This is a genomic window from Candidatus Gracilibacteria bacterium (genome assembly GCA_010119145.1).
Classification (GTDB): Bacteria; Patescibacteriota; Gracilibacteria; order BD1-5; family UBA6164; genus JAACSU01.
In genome coordinates this window covers 107864-127010 of sequence record JAACSU010000007.1, presented here as the reverse complement: position 1 = coordinate 127010, position 19147 = coordinate 107864, and the positions used below count along the sequence as shown (strand labels likewise).

General features: G+C 31.3%; 24 protein-coding genes. 15 read left to right on the top strand and 9 right to left on the bottom strand.

Annotated features, from left to right (window positions below):
• Positions 1-408 precede the first annotated feature (408 nt).
• Entirely contained in the window at positions 409-630 is a 222-nt protein-coding gene (locus tag GW846_00960) for a hypothetical protein (protein NDK09332.1), read from the top strand.
• A 44-nt stretch (positions 631-674) separates the two neighbouring features.
• On the opposite strand, the gene GW846_00955 is transcribed toward GW846_00960, so the two are convergent.
• Positions 675-884 (bottom strand): hypothetical protein, encoded by a 210-nt coding sequence (locus GW846_00955; GenBank protein ID NDK09331.1) that lies wholly within the window; start codon positions 882-884, stop codon positions 675-677.
• A gap of 127 nt (positions 885-1011) precedes the next feature.
• Here GW846_00955 and GW846_00950 point away from each other — a divergent pair, with 127 nt between their 5' ends.
• The 4 genes from GW846_00950 to GW846_00935 all read left to right on the top strand — a co-directional run bounded on the left by GW846_00950 (position 1012) and on the right by GW846_00935 (position 3925).
• Positions 1012-1410: a transcriptional repressor gene (locus GW846_00950; protein NDK09330.1), complete on the top strand. Its 399-nt coding sequence runs from the start codon at positions 1012-1014 to the stop codon at positions 1408-1410.
• A 10-nt stretch (positions 1411-1420) separates the two neighbouring features.
• A complete protein-coding gene (locus GW846_00945; protein ID NDK09329.1) occupies positions 1421-1678 on the top strand; it encodes a hypothetical protein in 258 nt (85 codons plus the stop codon).
• A 57-nt stretch (positions 1679-1735) separates the two neighbouring features.
• Positions 1736-2476, top strand: coding sequence for a ZIP family metal transporter (locus tag GW846_00940; GenBank protein ID NDK09328.1), 741 nt, complete (start codon positions 1736-1738; stop codon positions 2474-2476).
• A gap of 105 nt (positions 2477-2581) precedes the next feature.
• On the top strand, positions 2582-3925 hold the full coding sequence (locus GW846_00935) for a class I SAM-dependent methyltransferase (GenBank protein ID NDK09327.1): 1344 nt from the start codon (positions 2582-2584) through the stop codon (positions 3923-3925).
• A 37-nt stretch (positions 3926-3962) separates the two neighbouring features.
• Here the strand turns inward: GW846_00935 and GW846_00930 are convergent, their stop codons facing one another.
• Positions 3963-4436 carry a hypothetical protein gene (locus GW846_00930; GenBank protein NDK09326.1) on the bottom strand — a complete coding sequence of 158 codons (474 nt, stop codon included), beginning with the start codon at positions 4434-4436 and terminating at the stop codon, positions 3963-3965.
• Between the two features lie 148 nt (positions 4437-4584).
• On the opposite strand from GW846_00930, the gene GW846_00925 reads away from it, so the two are divergent.
• Positions 4585-5073, top strand: a complete 489-nt coding sequence (locus GW846_00925; GenBank protein NDK09325.1) for a DNA starvation/stationary phase protection protein — start codon at positions 4585-4587, stop codon at positions 5071-5073.
• A gap of 53 nt (positions 5074-5126) precedes the next feature.
• Here the strand turns inward: GW846_00925 and GW846_00920 are convergent, their stop codons facing one another.
• The 5 genes from GW846_00920 to GW846_00900 all read right to left on the bottom strand — a co-directional run bounded on the left by GW846_00920 (position 5127) and on the right by GW846_00900 (position 10831).
• Positions 5127-6833 (bottom strand): hypothetical protein, encoded by a 1707-nt coding sequence (locus tag GW846_00920; GenBank protein NDK09324.1) that lies wholly within the window; start codon positions 6831-6833, stop codon positions 5127-5129.
• 118 nt (positions 6834-6951) lie between these two features.
• Positions 6952-8187 (bottom strand): HAMP domain-containing histidine kinase, encoded by a 1236-nt coding sequence (locus GW846_00915; protein ID NDK09323.1) that lies wholly within the window; start codon positions 8185-8187, stop codon positions 6952-6954.
• A 9-nt stretch (positions 8188-8196) separates the two neighbouring features.
• Positions 8197-8859, bottom strand: coding sequence for a response regulator transcription factor (locus GW846_00910; protein ID NDK09322.1), 663 nt, complete (start codon positions 8857-8859; stop codon positions 8197-8199).
• A 205-nt stretch (positions 8860-9064) separates the two neighbouring features.
• Complete coding sequence (locus GW846_00905) at positions 9065-9781, bottom strand: hypothetical protein (protein NDK09321.1); 717 nt, start codon at positions 9779-9781, stop codon at positions 9065-9067.
• A gap of 237 nt (positions 9782-10018) precedes the next feature.
• Positions 10019-10831 carry a hypothetical protein gene (locus tag GW846_00900; protein ID NDK09320.1) on the bottom strand — a complete coding sequence of 271 codons (813 nt, stop codon included), beginning with the start codon at positions 10829-10831 and terminating at the stop codon, positions 10019-10021.
• A 199-nt stretch (positions 10832-11030) separates the two neighbouring features.
• Here GW846_00900 and GW846_00895 point away from each other — a divergent pair, with 199 nt between their 5' ends.
• Positions 11031-11315 carry a hypothetical protein gene (locus GW846_00895; GenBank protein ID NDK09319.1) on the top strand — a complete coding sequence of 95 codons (285 nt, stop codon included), beginning with the start codon at positions 11031-11033 and terminating at the stop codon, positions 11313-11315.
• 211 nt (positions 11316-11526) lie between these two features.
• On the opposite strand, the gene htpG is transcribed toward GW846_00895, so the two are convergent.
• Entirely contained in the window at positions 11527-13413 is a 1887-nt protein-coding gene (htpG, locus tag GW846_00890; GenBank protein NDK09318.1) for a molecular chaperone HtpG, read from the bottom strand.
• Positions 13414-13587: 174 nt separating this feature from the next.
• Here htpG and GW846_00885 point away from each other — a divergent pair, with 174 nt between their 5' ends.
• The 3 genes from GW846_00885 to GW846_00875 all read left to right on the top strand — a co-directional run bounded on the left by GW846_00885 (position 13588) and on the right by GW846_00875 (position 16043).
• The gene (locus GW846_00885) at positions 13588-14046 is read left to right on the top strand and encodes a hypothetical protein (GenBank protein NDK09317.1); all 459 of its coding nucleotides are present in this window, start codon (positions 13588-13590) and stop codon (positions 14044-14046) included.
• Positions 14047-14185: 139 nt separating this feature from the next.
• Entirely contained in the window at positions 14186-14848 is a 663-nt protein-coding gene (locus tag GW846_00880) for a response regulator transcription factor (protein NDK09316.1), read from the top strand.
• An 82-nt stretch (positions 14849-14930) separates the two neighbouring features.
• On the top strand, positions 14931-16043 hold the full coding sequence (locus GW846_00875) for a HAMP domain-containing histidine kinase (protein NDK09315.1): 1113 nt from the start codon (positions 14931-14933) through the stop codon (positions 16041-16043).
• A 54-nt stretch (positions 16044-16097) separates the two neighbouring features.
• Here the strand turns inward: GW846_00875 and GW846_00870 are convergent, their stop codons facing one another.
• Entirely contained in the window at positions 16098-16283 is a 186-nt protein-coding gene (locus GW846_00870; GenBank protein NDK09314.1) for a hypothetical protein, read from the bottom strand.
• Between the two features lie 328 nt (positions 16284-16611).
• On the opposite strand from GW846_00870, the gene msrB reads away from it, so the two are divergent.
• The 5 genes from msrB to GW846_00845 all read left to right on the top strand — a co-directional run bounded on the left by msrB (position 16612) and on the right by GW846_00845 (position 19147).
• Positions 16612-17049, top strand: a complete 438-nt coding sequence (msrB, locus tag GW846_00865; GenBank protein NDK09313.1) for a peptide-methionine (R)-S-oxide reductase MsrB — start codon at positions 16612-16614, stop codon at positions 17047-17049.
• A gap of 136 nt (positions 17050-17185) precedes the next feature.
• The gene (locus GW846_00860; protein NDK09312.1) at positions 17186-17602 is read left to right on the top strand and encodes a PrgI family protein; all 417 of its coding nucleotides are present in this window, start codon (positions 17186-17188) and stop codon (positions 17600-17602) included.
• 1 nt (position 17603) lies between these two features.
• On the top strand, positions 17604-18311 hold the full coding sequence (locus tag GW846_00855; protein ID NDK09311.1) for a conjugal transfer protein TraC: 708 nt from the start codon (positions 17604-17606) through the stop codon (positions 18309-18311).
• A gap of 19 nt (positions 18312-18330) precedes the next feature.
• Positions 18331-18675, top strand: a complete 345-nt coding sequence (locus GW846_00850) for a hypothetical protein (protein ID NDK09310.1) — start codon at positions 18331-18333, stop codon at positions 18673-18675.
• A gap of 1 nt (position 18676) precedes the next feature.
• Positions 18677-19147: a hypothetical protein gene (locus tag GW846_00845; protein NDK09309.1), complete on the top strand. Its 471-nt coding sequence runs from the start codon at positions 18677-18679 to the stop codon at positions 19145-19147.

Here is a 19147-nt window from a genome sequence, read left to right as displayed (position 1 = left end):
TCGCGTGTGGAGTGTCTCTTCTAATGGTCATCCGAGATTGCTCTCAGATGTATGTCGAGGCAGACTATACAAAAATATTTTATGATTGCAAATTTAAATTTCATATTATTTGCCAAATTTTCAATTATATGTTTAAATATAAATATATTACCTATTAAACATTAATTATGGCATTAGATGCAACGAATTTCTGAGGACAGATTTTAGATACAGACACAACTATTACAGCACTCAATCCTTATGGGAACGTAGGATATTGAAGTTCTCTTAATTCATATCAAAGAGAATATTATGATACTTTAGAAAAACCAATACAAAGTAAAATCTGAACTTTAGCAGATCATTTATATAAGAGACAAGGTGTATCAGATGCTATTTGATATCAAATTGAAAAGTGAAATTTATTCAATGCAGAAACAATGATGATACAAATTGTTGATGATACAAATTGTTGATGATATAAAGAGAGTAACGAAGGATGAGACAAAAATGGAATTTTATGAAGCAATTCATGAATTTATAACAGTACTTGCAGCTTCCAACTTTGGGGATCAAATTGATGCAACAAGAAATCAAGTAGAACAAGTACTCGATGCTTCAGAAGATCAATATGAATCTGTTGCAGCATAAATATAATTATAAAAATAAAAAAATCCTCATTTAAGAGGATTTTTTTATATCTTGATTCTTCGCATCAAAACTCATGATCCTACGAGTATTAAAATAATATATATCCAAATATTTCACGTCAGTAAAACAGGGAAAATTTTTGCAAGGACTATTCAAGCGATAATCATAATAAGTTTAAACAATGCTACTTCTTCAAGTGAAAATGTATGTACTACTTTCATAGATTTCTTAATATATTTTTGTATCATGTTCATAGCTTGATGCTTAATAAGTAAATAACTTCTTACCAGTATACGTATTTTAATAATTTTATTAAAATATTTTGACTTCCCTTTTTAGATTCATATATTATATTTACTTAATTGATACTAAGTCGCAATTATGAATATTGAAAATATATTAAAAGAACATAAAAAAAATGTAACTCCAGAAAGAATTCAACTCTTTGAATCGATGGACGCAAAACATATTTTTTCAGCGAGTGATATAGAGTGAGAATTTCCTAATTTTTCTCGAGCCAGTATTTTTCGAACACTGAAGCTCTTTTTAGAACTATGAGTAGTACGGAGACTGCCTCTTTGAGAAAATGGAGATATGTATGAGGTCGAACATGAACATCATCATCATGAACATATGAAGTGCCAAAGTTGTGGTGATATTTTAAGTTTTGAATCTGATGGTATATGTAAAAAAATATTTGAAGCTGCAAAAAAACAAGGGTTTAGAATTTCAGAACATTCTTTATGAATCTTTGGAACCTGTAAAAAATGTATTTCTTAAAATAAATATTATGAATAAATATTGGTTTAAACAAAAAACGTATGGCTATGGACTCACTCCTATTAGTTGGGAATGATGGCTCATGACAATCCTGCTTGCTATACTTATAGTTTGGATGGTGCGATTACAAATAAATATGATTGCAGAAAACTTTCTAGGCTTACTCATCGTTCTTCTTGAAATTGCGATTGTCTCGATAATATTTATAAAACTTTCAAAAAGTAGAAGCTCTGGAACGCTTGCGTGGAGATGGGGAAATAAAAAATAGTTTTTTTGCCTATAAAATTAAAACAGTAGAACTTTCCTAATTTTAAATTATACAATTATGTCTTATATATTTCCTCTTATTCTCTTGAGTCTTATTTCCTGAAGTGGTTTCTTCTTATATGGAAAAAAGAAAATATCACGCTGTGTCCTCAATATGCTGATTGGGCTTTGAGCTGGTTCTATGCTCTCTCTTTCGCTCGTTCATATTTTTCCCGAAGCTCTTGAAGAAAATAGCTTAGCAGTCTATAGTTTCCTTGCTTGATTTTTGCTTGTATATCTCATAGAAGAATTTCTGACTCCTCATAAGCATGACCATGAACATGGGAATCACAGCCATGAAGATATACATGAACATTATGATCATGTCGCAATTGTTTCTCTTATTTGAATCTCTATTCATACTTTATTCGATGGAGTTGGAGTACGTGTGTGATTTGGGATATCCCCAGAGATTTGATATGCAGCCATATTTGCAGTAGCACTTCATCAGATTCCTGTTTCACTCTCACTCGCTGCTATTTTTAGAGAGAGTAAAATTGTAAAGAAAACGCAACTCTTGCTATTATGATTTTTTGCACTGAGTGCCAGTATATGATTTATACTTTCAGATGTATTATTTTCGTTTATAGACACTTCTATCATCCCACTCATCGCAGCCTTTGCTGGATGATCTCTGCTCTACATAGCAACTACTGATTTAATGCCTGTCATTCACGCTCAAAATGAAAAAAAGTATCTCAGTATCATAGCATTTCTCATTTGATGTATTGGTATGACGCTTGTACGATTCTTTGAATAAAAAAAATACTCTAGAATGTTCTAGAGTATTTTTTATTGAGAATATTTTTATAAATTGACTATATTAATTTTAATGTATTATATAATAAATAATTAACATACATTCATGAGTATTCTTAAAAATACAGGGCAATTTCTTATACACTGAGCTGCAAATTTAGAACTTCAAAGAGTATTTCCAAAAGCTTTAAAAGAGGCTGGTTTAGATATATGAGAAATGTGAATAGAAAATACTAGAGAATTCTATAAAAGTCTGGCAGCTTGAACCTTTGAAGCTGGAGGTGCTTCGGCGCGGTTATGAGAACAATATGTTATTTGAGGATGGAATCCTCCAAAATGACTTGATACTTTTTTTGCAAAGCTCACTGGAAGTAACGCTGCAATGAATAGAATTAATTATCATTGGGCAAACAAACTGTATGATACATCAAAACAAAAACAAGTTCGCACACCAGAATCAGTTTGAGCTTCACACTACGATATTCCTGTTTTGATGTATCAGCAGATGCTTGGACCAACGATGAAATATACAGCCTCTGAATGGAATCCTTCTCTTTGAAACTTTGATCTTGATATAAGTCAAAAGCTTGCTATGGAAATGATTTGCCAAAGATCAGAATTAGAAAAATCACAGGCATGAGAAGAAAGCTTAAAAGTTTTAGAAATATGATTTGGATACGGGACGCTTGCTCATCATATGATTTCAAATTATGGAGTACAAGTAGAAGGACTGACAGTTTCTGATGGACAAATGGGATACGCGAATAATCTGCTCAAAAAAAATGGAACACTTGAAAATGCAGATTTTAAAAATTTAGACTGGAAAGTCATATGGAATACTCCAGAACTAAAAGAATTATACAGATGAAAATTTAATAGAATCGTCTCAATTGAGATGATTGAAGCTGTGAGCACTAAAGATCTTCCGGATTTCTTTGCATTTATGTATCATTGTCTGAGTAACGATGGAATACTATTTATTCAAGCTATTAATTCTGATAGAAATTTTGAAACAACTGAGTGATTTATTGATAAGTATATATTTTGAGATGGAGTAGTCCCACAACACGAAAATTTATTATATTGTTGAGAAATGTCTTGATTTCAACAAATAAGTGCTCACAAGAACTTAGCTACGCAGGCTTATGATAATGCACTTATAGCTTGGTATAATAATTTAGAAGCGTGATATACAGAGTTGCAAGAAGAACTTGATTATTATTATAGTAATAATCATTCTCCTGCATTTCCGTATCCAAATGCTCCATCTTTTCTTAGAATATTTGAATACTATCTGAAATCTTGTGCTGGTTCGTTCCGTTCTGGATACAACCGTAATGGTCAGTACAAGTTTTATAAATCTGCAAAAAATAAAGTACATTCAATTGTGCCAGCAACGAGTAAACAATCTGATTATATAATACAAAGTAAAAATTGGTGAAATACCTAAGCGTCATAAAAAAACTCCTCAACGGAGTTTTTTTTATTTACTTTGGTTGTCCAACTGAATAATCATATCAAATAACTTGAGCTGCATAGTTAAGTACCGCAACTAATTTAGAGTCTGGAGTATTTTTGTTTTTTTCGTTTTGTATTTTTTGAGCTACTGCAGGAAAAAATGATTGTTTCATAAAAGTTCTTCCTTTCTCATTGAGTGACTCATATGCCAGGTCTTCTCATACATTGAGATCTGAGTACATAGTATTTCTTTCAAAGTATGATTTCATAATTTTAAATATTCTATTCTCTTCAGATTTTGTAAGTGCTGAGGTTTTTACACATTCTCCTTCATAGGCAGTTGGGATACTCCAATCACTCGTATCACTTATTTCACCAGGAAATGAAGTATGATTTGTTCCACTTATACTACAAATTGGATCTATTTCTTTATAGACAAATCGAGCAGAAGCTTGAGGAACAACAATAGCAATGATACAACAAGCCAAAATTATTTTTTTCATAGAATAATATTAATATTAAATACTTACAGTATATAACGAAAACAAAAAAATAAAGTGACAAAAATAATAATTTTTGAAAAAAAAGATTTACATATTTCTTACAGCAGAGTACTATACTAGTGTTACTTAATTCTTTAATATAATAATTATGGCACATACAGATCACGCTAATATTGGACTTGAGAGTTCTGATATAAAAAAAATATCAGATATATTACAAAAATATCTTGCTACAGAGATAGCTCTCAATTTAAAGATTCGAAACTATCACTGGAATGTAGAAGGAGCAATGTTTAGAGATCTTCACCTATTTTTTGAAGAATTGTATGATGCAGGAGCTCAGTACGCTGATGAAGTAGCAGAAAGAATCAGAATGCTTGGAGAACATACACATGCGAGTATGGAGGAATACGTAAAAATGACGATAATATCAGAAGAAAAAAATATAACTCTTCCTGCTATGGATATGCTCTCTAATCTTCTCAAAGACACTGAAGTTATCATTCAAGAGATGAGAAAAGATATCGATGTGGTTTGAAAATGTGGAGATCAAGGAACAGAGGATTTCCTTACAGCTCTTATACAAAAACACGAAAAAGACGGATGGATGATCAGAAGTTTATGTAAAAATAAATAGTCAAACATTACATAAAAAAATAAAAGTCTCGCAATTTCGAGACTTTTATTTTTTTATGTAAGATAATGTATAAGTCATTCTATCGTATCTTTTCATGGATTTCCATCTATTTGCTGATCTGATGAACCATTAAATTGAAGTATTTCTGCTTGAACAAGTTTCAAAGCATTTCACGATTTAGTTCCCCACATAGCATCTATTGTTCCCATCAAATTAGCTGGTAGTAGCATAGATATGGCAACTTGGAAAATAAAAGCATATCTCAGAGATTCGGGTCTAACCTGAGGAAATTTTTGACCTCTGATGCTTTCTAACGCTGAAAGTAAGTCTCATTTTGAGTCTATACTTGGTAAAAATTTTATTTCACTTTCACTGAGTCTCGAAATATTTATTTCATTATGTAAAGTGCAGTGTGAAACAGCATCATCCAATACTTCATTCACTACTGGTATATTATCAGGATTTGGAGTTCCATAATCAGGATGTGTAAATGGAATATCAGAATCTGGGACATCTTTATCAACGGGTCTATTTGGATCTAGATACCTAACATCTGGAAGTGAAGTTGTAATAATTTCTTCAGGTCTATTAAACTGTGAAATATGTTCTGGTTCAGAGTTACTTTTAATTATTGGTGCAATTGGACTAAATCTATTTACATCTCAATCTCTATTTCCTGTTATATGAGGAGAAGATTCTCATTGTGGAGCCAGAGTCTCAACTGGTGAAGTACTCATGATGCTTATATTTTGAAGTTGTTGTTCGTATATCAAACACGAGTTTTGCATTTCTGATATAAGTTTTTTTAATTCCTCAATTCGTAAAATCGTTTCACCGTCTATTTTTTGAAGACCTAAAATTGCAGATTCTAGTTTTGATAATTCTAAATTTAATTGTAATTTCGTTGTTCAAATTTCAAGCAGAAGAGTTTGTATTTTATAATTCGTTTGTGTATCAATTTCTCATAATAAAGCTACTGAATCACTGAGAGTTGAAATTGAGACTCTTAATTGACTTATGAAATCATTGAGCTTATTCAAATTTGTTTCAACTGTTGAAACTCGAATACTTAAAGCTTCATTTTGATCTATAAGATGCTCTATTCTATGAGCTTGCATATCCTCCATAGCGGCATCTGCAATCTGAGAAGAATTATTTTCGATTGAATTTGTGCGTGACAATTCTCATGAGGTCATATCTTGGATTGAAGTATATTTTGCAAATCATGCAGCTTCCTGGATTTTAGATTGTCACGATTGAATAACTCCAATAAAATCATTATTACGAACACTATCATTTTTTATAAACACATTAAGATTTCATGATGAAAGCTCAAAAATGATTTCTCTCTCAGGGGCTTGAATTACTTTTTGCCCATATTCAAAAAATTCTGGTCCATCCTTCACAATTATAGTATTGCTTAAGATATTCGTATTTTGACTGTAAATTTCTTCAATATTAAAATCAAGCCCTGCAAGATGAATCATTTTTTGAAGTTGACTCATCGAATCAGTTCATTGAACTACAAAACCATTTTGCAAAGAATCTTGTAATAATTGTTTTAAAACTCACTGAGAAGATGTATATACATTTTCAGAATCATTTTCTAGCGCTGAAAATATAGCATTTACAGCGTCAGCATCCAAGTTATCTAGTTTTCAATCCTGACCTATAGATCAAATGAGTTCATCTAGATTTGTATTATTTGAATTCAAATCAGATACATTCTTCTGATTCGGAATTAAGTGATCAAAAGGCATATGTCATATTTTAAATAATATATAGTATATATTACCATAAAAATATATTTCAAGTCAAATTAAATGTATAAGCAAGATATGAGTAACTCTTACTACATAAATATAGAACTATAATCACTTAAAAAGTTATAAAAAATGTCGTCCCTTTTCACTCTTCACTTTTTATAGTTATTTTCCAACCATTGAGTTCGGCTATTTTTTTTACGAGTGATAAACCAATCCCATATCACTCTCCGTTACGACTTCCTGCTCATTGATAAAATCTTTCAAATATTTTTGATTGATCCTTTTGTGAGATTCAAGGTCCATTATCTGAAATTGAAAGCACATTTTTTTTCAATTTTAACTCTATCTTTCAAAATTCCGGTGTGTATCTAATTGCATTTTTAATTATATTTGATAATAATACATATAGCTCATGTTTATTAGCGTATATTTTATAATCCGGTAATACAAGTCCTAGATACTCAATATGTTTCTTATCTATAAGATCCAGAAATTCCCGATTTATATTCTCAGCTTCATAGGTGAGAGAGAGTTGTTCTTTTTCACTGAGAGACCCGAGTTCTGAGAGTTCTCTGAGACTTTCTATAAGTCCATTCATCATATCTATCTCACGAAATGATTCTTGAAGTAATACGGGATCTAATTTATTTTCCGCTTTCATAACTTGCAGATTTCCACTCATAACTGCAAGCGGAGTCTTGAGTTCATGTCAGGCATTATGTACAAAATCCTTCATATCCTGCAAATTATCTTCGACAGGTCTGAGCGCTCTTCCGACAAATCTATATCAAACAAAATAAAATAAAATTGAAAATAAAAGCGTCATTGAAGCAAGTAAAATAATATCATTGAGTAATCTAGCGAGATCGTAGGACTGTTTTTTATAAAAAATAATAGTATCTCAGGATGAGTTATTCACTAATGCGTGAGATTTAAAGAAATACCCGTCTCGTTTCAATATCTCATCAGTATGTCAATTAACTGGAAATGCGTCAAAAGCAGGTGCTTCTACAAAGTTCTGAAATACAAGCTGACCTGAACTATTTAAAATAAAAAAACTGATACTAAAACGATTATTGTTACCTATTTGAGTTTTAAATTTCGGAAAACTTTGTTTTTCTTCAAGTGCTTGTTTCAAGAGAAAATTTTGTGGAAAATTGGAATCCGTTTCTACAAGTTTAATAATCTCTCAACTCGATATATCAAACTCCTTATTTTGAATTCGAATATCATTAAAGTATTTCGCTCACAATGTCGATAATCACAAAATGAGTACAATACAAAAAACCACACCTGTAAAAAGTATAGTTAAATTATTATGACTTTTCTTAAGTTGTGATTCTTGCATGAACGTAGGTTATTCAGAAATATATCAGTATCATTTTTTTGTTAGAATAATCTCTCTTCAAAGTTTTTTTCTGAGATACCCTATATATACATCTACGGTTTTAGAAAACATGAAATTTCATTCAAATTCTCACCAAACTTTCTCATAAAGCTCTTGTCTCGTTATAACTTTATTTTTGTTTTGTGCAAAGTATTTTAAGAGGTCAAACTCTAAATTAGAGAGATGTACGGTCTTTTTACTTGTATACACTTCCCTTTTGATAAGATCTATGACATAATCTCATATTGTCAGGGTTGTTGTTGATTTATTTTTAAGATTTCGACGAGTAAGTGCGTCGAGTCTCGCTACCAGGATTTCATAATCAAACGGTTTAATGAGATAGTCATCGGCTCACGCTTCGAGTCACGCAATTATATCCTCTTTACTGCTTCGGCTTGTTAGCATAATAACTGGAACATCTTTTTCTTTTTCTCTGAGCTCTCTACACAGAGTAATTCCATCTTTTTCAGGTAGATTTATATCAAGAACTATAGCATCGTAGTACTTGGTTGCTGCTTTGTAGAGTCCATCAATTCCATCTGGACTAATATCAGCTTGTATATTCTTTGTAGCCAAGAATCTTACCATAGTAGTAGCAAGTGCTTGGGTATCTTCGACGATTAAAACTTTCATTTTTTTATATTTTTTATTATAGATTATATCCTCTACTATACATCAAGAACAGTAAGAGACAAGTAAGAGGATATAAAAGATCTCTCAAAATTGAGAGATCTTTTATGTTCTGAAATATGAATTTTATTTTATTTTATAATGAATCGCTCTAAATTACTCAACTGTGTCCCTTATTTTTAAATCATCAGATGATTTATTGTTATATTTATTTTGACGTATTTTTGCTTTGTCTCTCCAAGTTTTTAGCTTGTATCTCAGTAAGTCTTATTTGTTCAGTAGCAGTGAGCTCATCTCAAGCAATAAGTTTTAATATAAGATCTCACTGTCCTTTTCTTATTGGGTGTTTGTTATTTTCATCCTCAAAGCGAGCAATCAGTTCAAGTCGAGTTGTTTCCTCACTTGCAGTAAGAGCTTCTCAAGTGATAAGTTTATCTATCACTATTTTATGAGCATTCTTTTGAGCCTTAAACTGCTCTTTTTTCTCTGAGAAAAAATCTTGTTTTTCAGCTTCATTCATAGAAGCTAATGCAATTTTATCATCATCTGTAAGGTGTTTAAACCCACCTCTCTTTCAAAATCATTCGTGTCATCTCATCTTTCCATGCATCAGTGCTCCATTTGCTTCAGCTATATCAAGAAGTGTCTGTTCCTCAGTAGAGAGTGTCTCACCTGCATCTAATTTAATTTTTATTTCTCAAAGAGCTACTATTTCTGCCTTATGTGATTCTAATTCATCGAGTTTTGCTTGTTCTGCAGAAGTGAGAGATTCTCAGGCTTCGACTTTATCCATGAGTTGTCTTATTTCAGACTTACTTCCAAATAAGAGGGAGTGAGTAGAACTATTATTTGCATTTGTAACAGCAGCAAAAGAAGTAGAAGCAATTCAAAGGACTAATACGGCTGATAATATTTTATTTTTCATGTGTAATATAGTTATTAAGCTAAAATTCAATGGTACAAACTAAGTTTATTCTATTCAAGTAAGATAGAGGTAAGTAATGCATATCTCTGAGCTCTAAATAGAAATTAAATAGTAAATGTTCAGAGTTCCGGAATGAACATAAACAAGTATCATTATTATTGGTAAGAGAAAAATAAGTAAACACAGCAACACAAAAAATACTCTCTAAAAACAGAGAGTATTTTATATTTTTATATGTTATTTAATATATTCAAGAAGTTTAGAAGCAGATACTGCTCCTGGATATTCAAAATCATATTGTTCAACAATAACTCCATTAGACCATTTAGTCAATGCAAGATTAATTTCTTGAGATTTAGCTGTTCTAGTTTGAGGAGCAGCTGGTACAAGTGAACCTGTAGCTGAAAGCTCTATTTTTACTGGGATATCAGTGAATACATCTTTCACACTTGTAACCACTGTCCATTCACCATCAGAAAGCTCTACTGGGTATCCAGTTATTTTATTTTTATTATTCTCTAAAGTGAGAGCGACTTTTAATTTCTTTTCATACGCAGCAAATGAATCAGCTGAGATAGGACCTTCTATATGAAGTTCAGGACTATAGAAGAGAGCAAGACTATTATCGAGTGTTTCAGTGATTGGAGTTAGAGTGCTAAGTTCAGCGAGTGAATCAATGACTTCTCCCGTTCCCGTACTCGTAGCTCCACTTGATGTTAGATCAATACTTCCTGAAGCTGTAGCTTCATCAGTAGCTCCGCTTTGAGTTTGAGAAGACGGTTCTTCTTTTCATGACAGAGCCATAACCATTTCACTAAGTGCTTTATAAGTAGCTACATTTTCCATTTCCGACTTTTGTGCTTCACTTATTGTTTGTAGCTCTTGTGTTTGTGCTGCTGATTGAGATTGAACTGTTGTGAGACCTGTTTGAAGTTCAGCATTTTTTGTTTCCAGTGTCTCAATTTGAGATTGAAAATAAAAATATCCTCCAACTCCAGCTCCTATAAATACTAGTGCAATAACTACTATTGCGATAATCGTGTTTTTCATAAATATGAACTATTAATATTAAATACAGCCATATAGTACCGTAAATATCTTTGTAACTCAAAATACGAGATTCTTTTTAACTTGATTGTTTAAGGAAATTATGTGATAGTAAACTATAATAATTTGATTATATATTTTTTTAATTACTATACACTTCGCAAAGAAACATATAGCTAATAGAAGGAACAATGCTATGCGTATGAAAATGATAGCCTTATTGATATTCACATTCTTTTATGGATGTTCGACTGCCTTTGCAGAAACTGTTTATATGTACTATCCCTATAAAGACGATATCTCTACAAAGACTGAAGCAGAACTATTACTGGATAGTGATTATCAGAAGTTTCTCAATAGTCATTTGAGATATTTTCTTGAACTCCATACTTTGCATGGAAATGCAGGAGGTCCTTGTAGAACCGTTGCACAAATAGAGGGAGATCCTAGAGAATTCTGCCTCTCTATTCCACTCAAACAAAAATAAAAAGGAATCTCCGGCATGAATATTAAAACAATTTTTGTTTTATTTGGCCTGCTTGCATTGCTTGCAATTGCAGCTGGGACATATAATGCACCACTGAAATCCACCGCGATTCAGTACAAATCCAAGTAACGACAAACAATTATGTTTGTTACTTGTGAAAAAAAATAAAAAGCCCCACGCATCACGCCTGGGGCTTTTAGTTTTTGAGTTCCTAGTCTTTTATGTATTCACTGGCAAATTGATTCGTGAGTTTTACAAAGTCTGCTATATTTTCAAGCTCCCCTCACTCAAGAAGTATCGCTTGCATATATGCGTAATTTGTAATATCTTTCAGTTTTTTAGATTTCACGTCCGCTTTAAACTCTTTCTTCATCGCTTTTACAAGCTTATTATTTGGATTGAGTTCGAGAATTCGTTTTGTTGCTGGTACATTTTGCCCCATAGATTTCATCATCTTTTCCATTTGAGGATTCATAGCTCCATCTGGAGTTTTTAGAGCTCCAAGAGCTTCACCAAGGTGTGGATTGAGTTCAACTTTTTCTATTTTATCTGATCCAATTGTATTTTTTACAAGTTCTAGAATATCCTTAAAATCTTTACTTAATTTTTCTTGTTTTTCTTTTTCCTCAGTTGTTTCTTCTTTAAGTTTAATATCACTTGCCGTTATTGATTTGAGTTTCACATCTTTGTACTCATCAAGTACTCCTATCATCCACTCATCAATAGCATCAGTAAGGAGAAGTACATCAACATTGTTGTCTTGGAATTGAGAGAGATATGGGCTCGCTAGTACCTCAGATTTAGATTTCCCTGTGATATAATAAATAGTTTTATCATCTCATGAGAATTTTTCTAGATATGTATCTAAACTTATTTTAGTATCTGAAAGAAGCGTATGAAACATAAGTATTTCTGCGACTTCTTGCTTCATATCCTGTTCATAATACACTCATTCCTTGAGGATACTTCCGTAATTATCAAAAAATGTAGCATAATTTTCTGACTTTTGCTCTCTGAGTTTTTTGAGTTCAGAAATTATTTTCTTTGTGAGTGATTTTTTAATAGTTTCAAGCGTAGTATTTGATTGTAGCATTTCCCTAGAGATATTAAGTGGGAGATCAGTTGTCTCAACCACTCATGACACAAATCTGAGCCATACAGGGAGCAGTTCTTTCGCATGTTCGAGTATCAGTACATTTTGAACATACAACTTCGGACCAAAATCTTTTGCAGGATCTCTATTATCCGAAAACATATTCGTTCATTCAGGTATATACATAAGTGAGTTATAACTCACTTTTCCTTCAACACTATTATGAATATGCCCAAGTGGAGTCGTGAAATCCATACTAATAGATTGATAAAAATCCTTATATTCATCAGCTTTAATTTCAGATTTCATTTTTTTCCAAATAGCTTTTGTTTCATTCACTTGAGTCCATTCAGTTTTTGTTTCATCTCATTCTCCTAGCTCTTGCATCATAACAGGCACCGCTACATAGTTTGAGTATTTTTTGATAAGTTCTTTTATTTTCCAGTTTTCGAGTAACTCATGATTTCCTTCACCAAGGTGAAGTACGACTTTTGTTCCTCTTCAATCTTTTGTTGTTTCCTCAAGTTCATACCCAGATTTTCCATCACTGGTCCATTTGTGAGCCTTTTGATCGAGCCCTGACCTTGTAATAAGATCAACTTTTTCAGCCACCATAAAAGCTGAATAAAATCCAACTCCAAATTGACCTATCATATTATGCTCTCCTCCCTCTTTTGCTTTTGCGAGTTTTTCTACGAATTCTTTCGTTCCAGATTTTGCTATGGTCCCTATATGTTTATGTATTTCATCAGCTGTCATTCCTATACCATTGTCAGTAATGGTAAGAGTTTTAGCCTCTTTGTCTGCTTCTATTTTAATCTGAAAATCAGTATCATCTCATAGAAATGTTGTATCTGTAAGTGCCTTAAGTCGAGCTTTGTCGATAGCATCACTCGAATTAGAAATAAGCTCTCTAAGAAATATTTCTTTGTTAGAATAAATAGAATGCGTGAGCAGTTCTAATATTCTGCCAGTTTCAGCTTCAAAATTGTGTTGTTGTGACATATAAAGTATTTTAAAAAGTATTTTTAATTAAGCACCTAAAATTATTAGGTGCTAGAATTTTAATGATTTTTAAAAACAGGTCAAGAGATTATTAAGCTTCGTTCTCGTTAATTATATTGACATATAATCTAATATTTTATAATATACATAAATATATTTTAAAAATAAGAAATTATGCTAGAAGATAAATGGATAGATCATGAAAATGTAACTGTACAGTACAATAATGGACCAGAAATACTTCAGAATATGTTAGAAAATTATTCTGATGAAACGAATTTATATTTTGAACAAATTAAAAAATGAATTTTCGAAATATTAAAGTCTTGAGATCAAATTAAATTCAATAGACTGATAATACTTATTAATTTTGTGTTTGATACCAATTGAGTAGATTTTATAAATGGTTGACAGAGAGATGGACAAATGAGTTTATGAAGTTTGAAAGTTTTAACTCTTTGACTCCTGCTTTGACTCAAGACAGATGAGACTTTAGAACTTTTTTGAGAGCACTGGCAAGAAATAAAGTCAGATCCTGATAGTGACATACATCCTAATATAACAGAACTTAATTGATGATGAATTGAAGCAGTTAAAGTGTTTTGACTTCCATTTACACAAAAACATAAATAACATAATTCTTACAAATCCCTACTTGAAGGGGTTAATTTTTAATTATTTTAATTTCTTACAATAGTTAAAGATACTCTTACAATTCTCTTACACAAAGTAGGATACTATAAGTTATATATTAGAATTAAAATAATTAAAAATGAAAGTACTCATCATCGAGGACAACGACATACTGAGAGGAAATGTAAAAAAATATCTTGAAATAAAATGAATCGAATCTGACGATCATTCTAAATATGAAGGAGCAACGTATAAGATTATGACTTGAAATTATGATTGTGTCCTGCTTGATATTTGACTATGATCTGAAGAATGAAATTGACTTGATATATGTGGTGAAGTTCGAGAAAAATGAAGCAATGTTCCAATCCTCATGCTCACTGCCAGAACTTTGACGCACCAAAAAATAGAATGACTTGATATTTGAGCTGATGATTATATGGTTAAACCATTTGATTACGAGGAATTACTTGCTCGAGTAAAAAGTATGGCACGAAGAAATCATAGTCTTAAATGAAATAAAGTAGTTTTTGGAGATATTGAAATATTAGAAGATCAAATGCAGGTGAAACAAGATGGAGTTGAAGTGAATCTATCTAAATTAGAATTTAATTTATTATTATTTCTTGCTCAAAATAAGGGAAAAACTATGACAAAAGAGTTTATTACAGAAAAAGTTTGGGGAGAAATAGATTTATTTAAAGAAAGTAGAACACTTGATATATACGTCGGTTATTTAAGAAAAAAATTAGGAAAAGATGTTATTGATACGGTACGAGGGGTAGGTTATATCATAAAATAGGTCATCAAAGATGGAGTGAAATTTAAAGTTATTAGAAATACATAGACAAAAAATGTGATTACTGGTTGGGTTAATCATTTTTATGTTCATATACATTTGTATTATTATTATTTGGATAACAGCTGTAACTTCTTGGCAAAGAATTGAGGATGAAAATATTTGGATAAAAACTGAAAGAGTCGAGTGAGTCATTGTTATGAGAAATATTCTACAAAGATATGGTGATACTGACACTGAAAAGATAGTGAGTAATATTCTCGAAGGGACACAAGTGGTTGATTCTAATTGATTAGAAATAAGTTCTCTTTGAGCCTCATATCCACAGACAAAACTTATAGAAGATGGAATTGTGTATGAAGATGGATACAACTTTTTGTATAAACAGTTTGAAAATGACGGAAAGACTTATGACATTATAGTAAGAAGTAGTGCTTTTAATGTGACACAATCTCATCTGATATTTATACTGTTTCTCATTATCCTTAGTCCATTTCTCTATAGTTTACTTGCGTTTATCTGATGTAGGCTCATGCACAAAGTATACGCGCCTATTCAGGAAATAGTTATGAATCTTGAAGGATTTGCAACAAATATCAATCATGAATTTAAAACCTCATTAACTGAAGTTCTCTCCTCTCTTGAACTAGCAAAAGTAACTCAAGATTACGAGCAGTGAGTTGATCAAGCAATTTCTTCAGCCAAAAGACTTAATAATATACTTGATAGTTTATGAATATTAGTACGTTTTGTTAACGCTGACTATAGAAAGACTAAGGTAAATATTATTTCTCTGCTGAACGAATCAATTACTGATTATCAAAAAGAAATTCAGGCCAAGGAAATAAAAATTGTTAAGAAATATAAAGTAGATTCTCAAATTTTTAGTTTCATCGATAAAGAGCCTCTCTTGTTGTGTTTCACGAATATATTAAAAAATGCAATCCGATATTCACATGAATGATGAAAAATCGAATTATTTATATCAAAACACAAGTTTGTAATAAAAGATTACTGAATTGGGATAGATGCAAAAAATCTGGACAAGATATTTGAGCGATATTTCAGAGAAAACTATTCAGGTCAAGGTTCATGAATTGGTCTTTCACTCGTAAAACGTGTCGCTGAGCGATACAACTGGGAAATCGATATAAAGAGTGAAAAAGATAATTATACAGAAATAAGTTTTACATTTTAGCATAAAAAAAAGCTTTGAATATTCAGAGCTTTTTTTATATTTGATTTTGTATTCTTATTTTCTTCAAAGTAAAAAGTAAATAATAAGACCAACTAATGGGAATAAACCAACTACCAAAGCCCATATAATTTTATGAGCTACATCCATATTTGAAGTTAGTATGAGTACAAGAGCATATATAAATAGAATCAGATGAATTATTGCAAAAACTCAACCAAATGGGCTTGTAAAAAAATCCATATATATAATTTAGAAAATATTTAAGTGCTTTTATTTTATACTATATTTGTAAGAAATATGTAGAAAAGTAATAACATAATAACAAGGTATTACATCAAGCTTCTTACAGAAGATATGTATAGTATTACGTAGAAGCTAATTTATTTTTAAATTTAGACCTATGAAAAAAATATTATTTATTGGAGCATTTCCAGTTTTATTACTAATGGCATCATGTTCGCCTATGAGTGGATGAAGCTGAGATCTCTCAAGTACTCCAGATACAAGTTTAAGTACTAATAGTTGAACTACCATTACTGACGACTCTCGAAGTGTTGTTAGGTTCAATATGGAAAGTGAAACACCTGCCGAACTTAAAGCTCGACTTACACCATTACAGTTTGAAGTAACACAAAATGATGGGACTGAAAAACCATTTTCAAATCCATATGACAAAAATTATGAAGATGGTATTTATGTAGATATAATCGACTGAACTCCCCTCTTTTCATCAACTACTAAATATGATTCTAAGACTGGATGGCCAAGTTTTACGAGTCCTATCTCTATGGACAACATTGAAACTCCTGAAGACAATACATTTTTTATGACTCGAACTGAGGTTGTAGGTGCAAAGAGTGGTTCACATATTGGACATATATTTGAGGATGGACCAGAAGAAACGGGTGGTCTTAGATATTGTCTCAACTCTGCGTCGCTTGTGTTTATCCCAAAAGATGAAATGGAATCTCGATGATATGGTGAATTTAGCTCACTATTTCAATAAAGTAAAAAAAAACTCTCCTCAGCGAGAGTTTTTTTAAAAAATACTATAAACAATGTGCAAGTACAATTTTAGTGCTTAAATTCCTTTTTGAACCCTTTTTCTGTACAATAATATGAGAAAAAATAAATAAAATAAAATGCAATACAAGATACCTGTACAAATAGAAAATGAAGATCCTATTTTTTTAGGACTCTCTCTTCGTCAACTGACTATTTTAATGATTTGATTTGGGATAGCGTACCTTATTTTTAAAACACTTGCAGAATCTACCGGTCCAGAAATTGCGTTTCTTCCAAGTGGTTTCATTGCTATAATAACAGTAGCAGTTGCTGTATTTAAATTCAATGAAATGACATTTATACCTTTTATACTTTCACTCATTCGATTTAAAATTTTTCCATCAGAAAGGAGTTGGCAAGCTACAACTGATAGTTTTCAACCAATTGATATTTGATTTTTATCTCACGCTGAAGAAAAGAAACAACAAAATATAGATATGAACGCAAAAATAGATACAATGCAGGAACTCCAAGAAAAATTAAAAAACTTGTAATATGGCAGTAAAAACAAAAAAAACAAATGTTCCTGATAGCTCGACTCAGAGACACCTTCCATTTTCTCAACTGAGAGAAAATGTTATTTTGATGAAAGATTCTTCTGCTCGTATAGTAATGAAGTGTTCTACCATTAATTTTTTACTCAAAAGTACAGAGGAACAAGACTCTATTATTATGAGTTTTCAAAGATTTCTCAATTCACTTGATTTTCCAGTTCAAATAATGGTTCGTTCTACGAAACTTGATATTGACTGATATCTCGAAAAATTAAAAGAAAAAGCAGTAGCTCAAAAAAATGAGCTGTTACAAAAACAAACCTACGAATATATTGAATACTTAAAAAAACTTGTAGAAGTTGCTCAAATTATGAAAAAAGACTTCTATATTGTCGTCCCTTTTGATCAAGAAGAAGATAGAAGTGTCAAAGATACATGAATTTTTGGAGTATTTAAAAATTTTTGGAGATCAATTAATAATAAAGATGATATAGCAAAAATAAGAAGCCAAATACGTAATTTCTGAAATCTCAAAAAATGAGTTGCTGGAAGAGTCAATACTGTAAAAAGTAGTTTAGAGAGTATAGGTATTAAAGCAACTGAGCTTGATAAAGGAGAACTCGTAAAATTACTCAGTGATTATTATAATCCAAGTCTTTGAAATCTGAGAACTATGAAATCTGAAGTTTCTGAATATAATCTCATATAAATAAATGATCCCTTCTTTTATGAAAAAAATAATACTTACACTTATAGCTTTTAGTTTATCATATCAAGCCAGTATAGCTGCTGATGATAATATATTATGAATCAGTGATGGAAGACTCAGAAATTGAGATGTACATCTCGATGATATCCCTGTAGCTATTAAATCGCTTATCGATTTTTTGATGTGAATAGCTGGAACTATTGCTGTCATAATGATTATAATTTGAGCTTATAAAATACTCTTTTGATCTATTCAGCAAGATAAGACAAAGTGAAGAGATACCATTATTATGGCTATGGGAGGTTTTGCGCTCGCTGCACTTTCTTGGTTTATTATCAAAATCATACTTTCTAATTTCGCGTAATATGGCATCAACTCAAAACATACTATATGCTTGGCAATTTGAAGACACCAAACACAGAAGTCCAACTTGGTATATTCTCGCTCTCGCTATAGTAATATGACTTGTTATTTGGTGAGTACTTACTCGTCAGTATGGAATGAGTATCGTCGTAATGTTATGAGTTTGATTTTTTTATTTTTTGGAAAATAATTCAGAAGATACTGTTCGGGTGGTTATTACAGAGCTGGGTATTTGAGTTCAAGATAATTTTTATGATTATTCTCGTATTGCGAGTTATAGTTTAGTATACGATGGATCAACAGCAATATACTTGAGACTCAAACTTAAAAAAAAGTGAATTTCTTTTGCCAATATTAGTATAGACAATGCTACTGCTACTGAACTTAGGAGTATTCTCCCTAACTATATAGAAGAAAGTGATAAGCAAGAGCTCACTGCAGTAGAAAAAATTAGTCATTATCTCAAAATATAA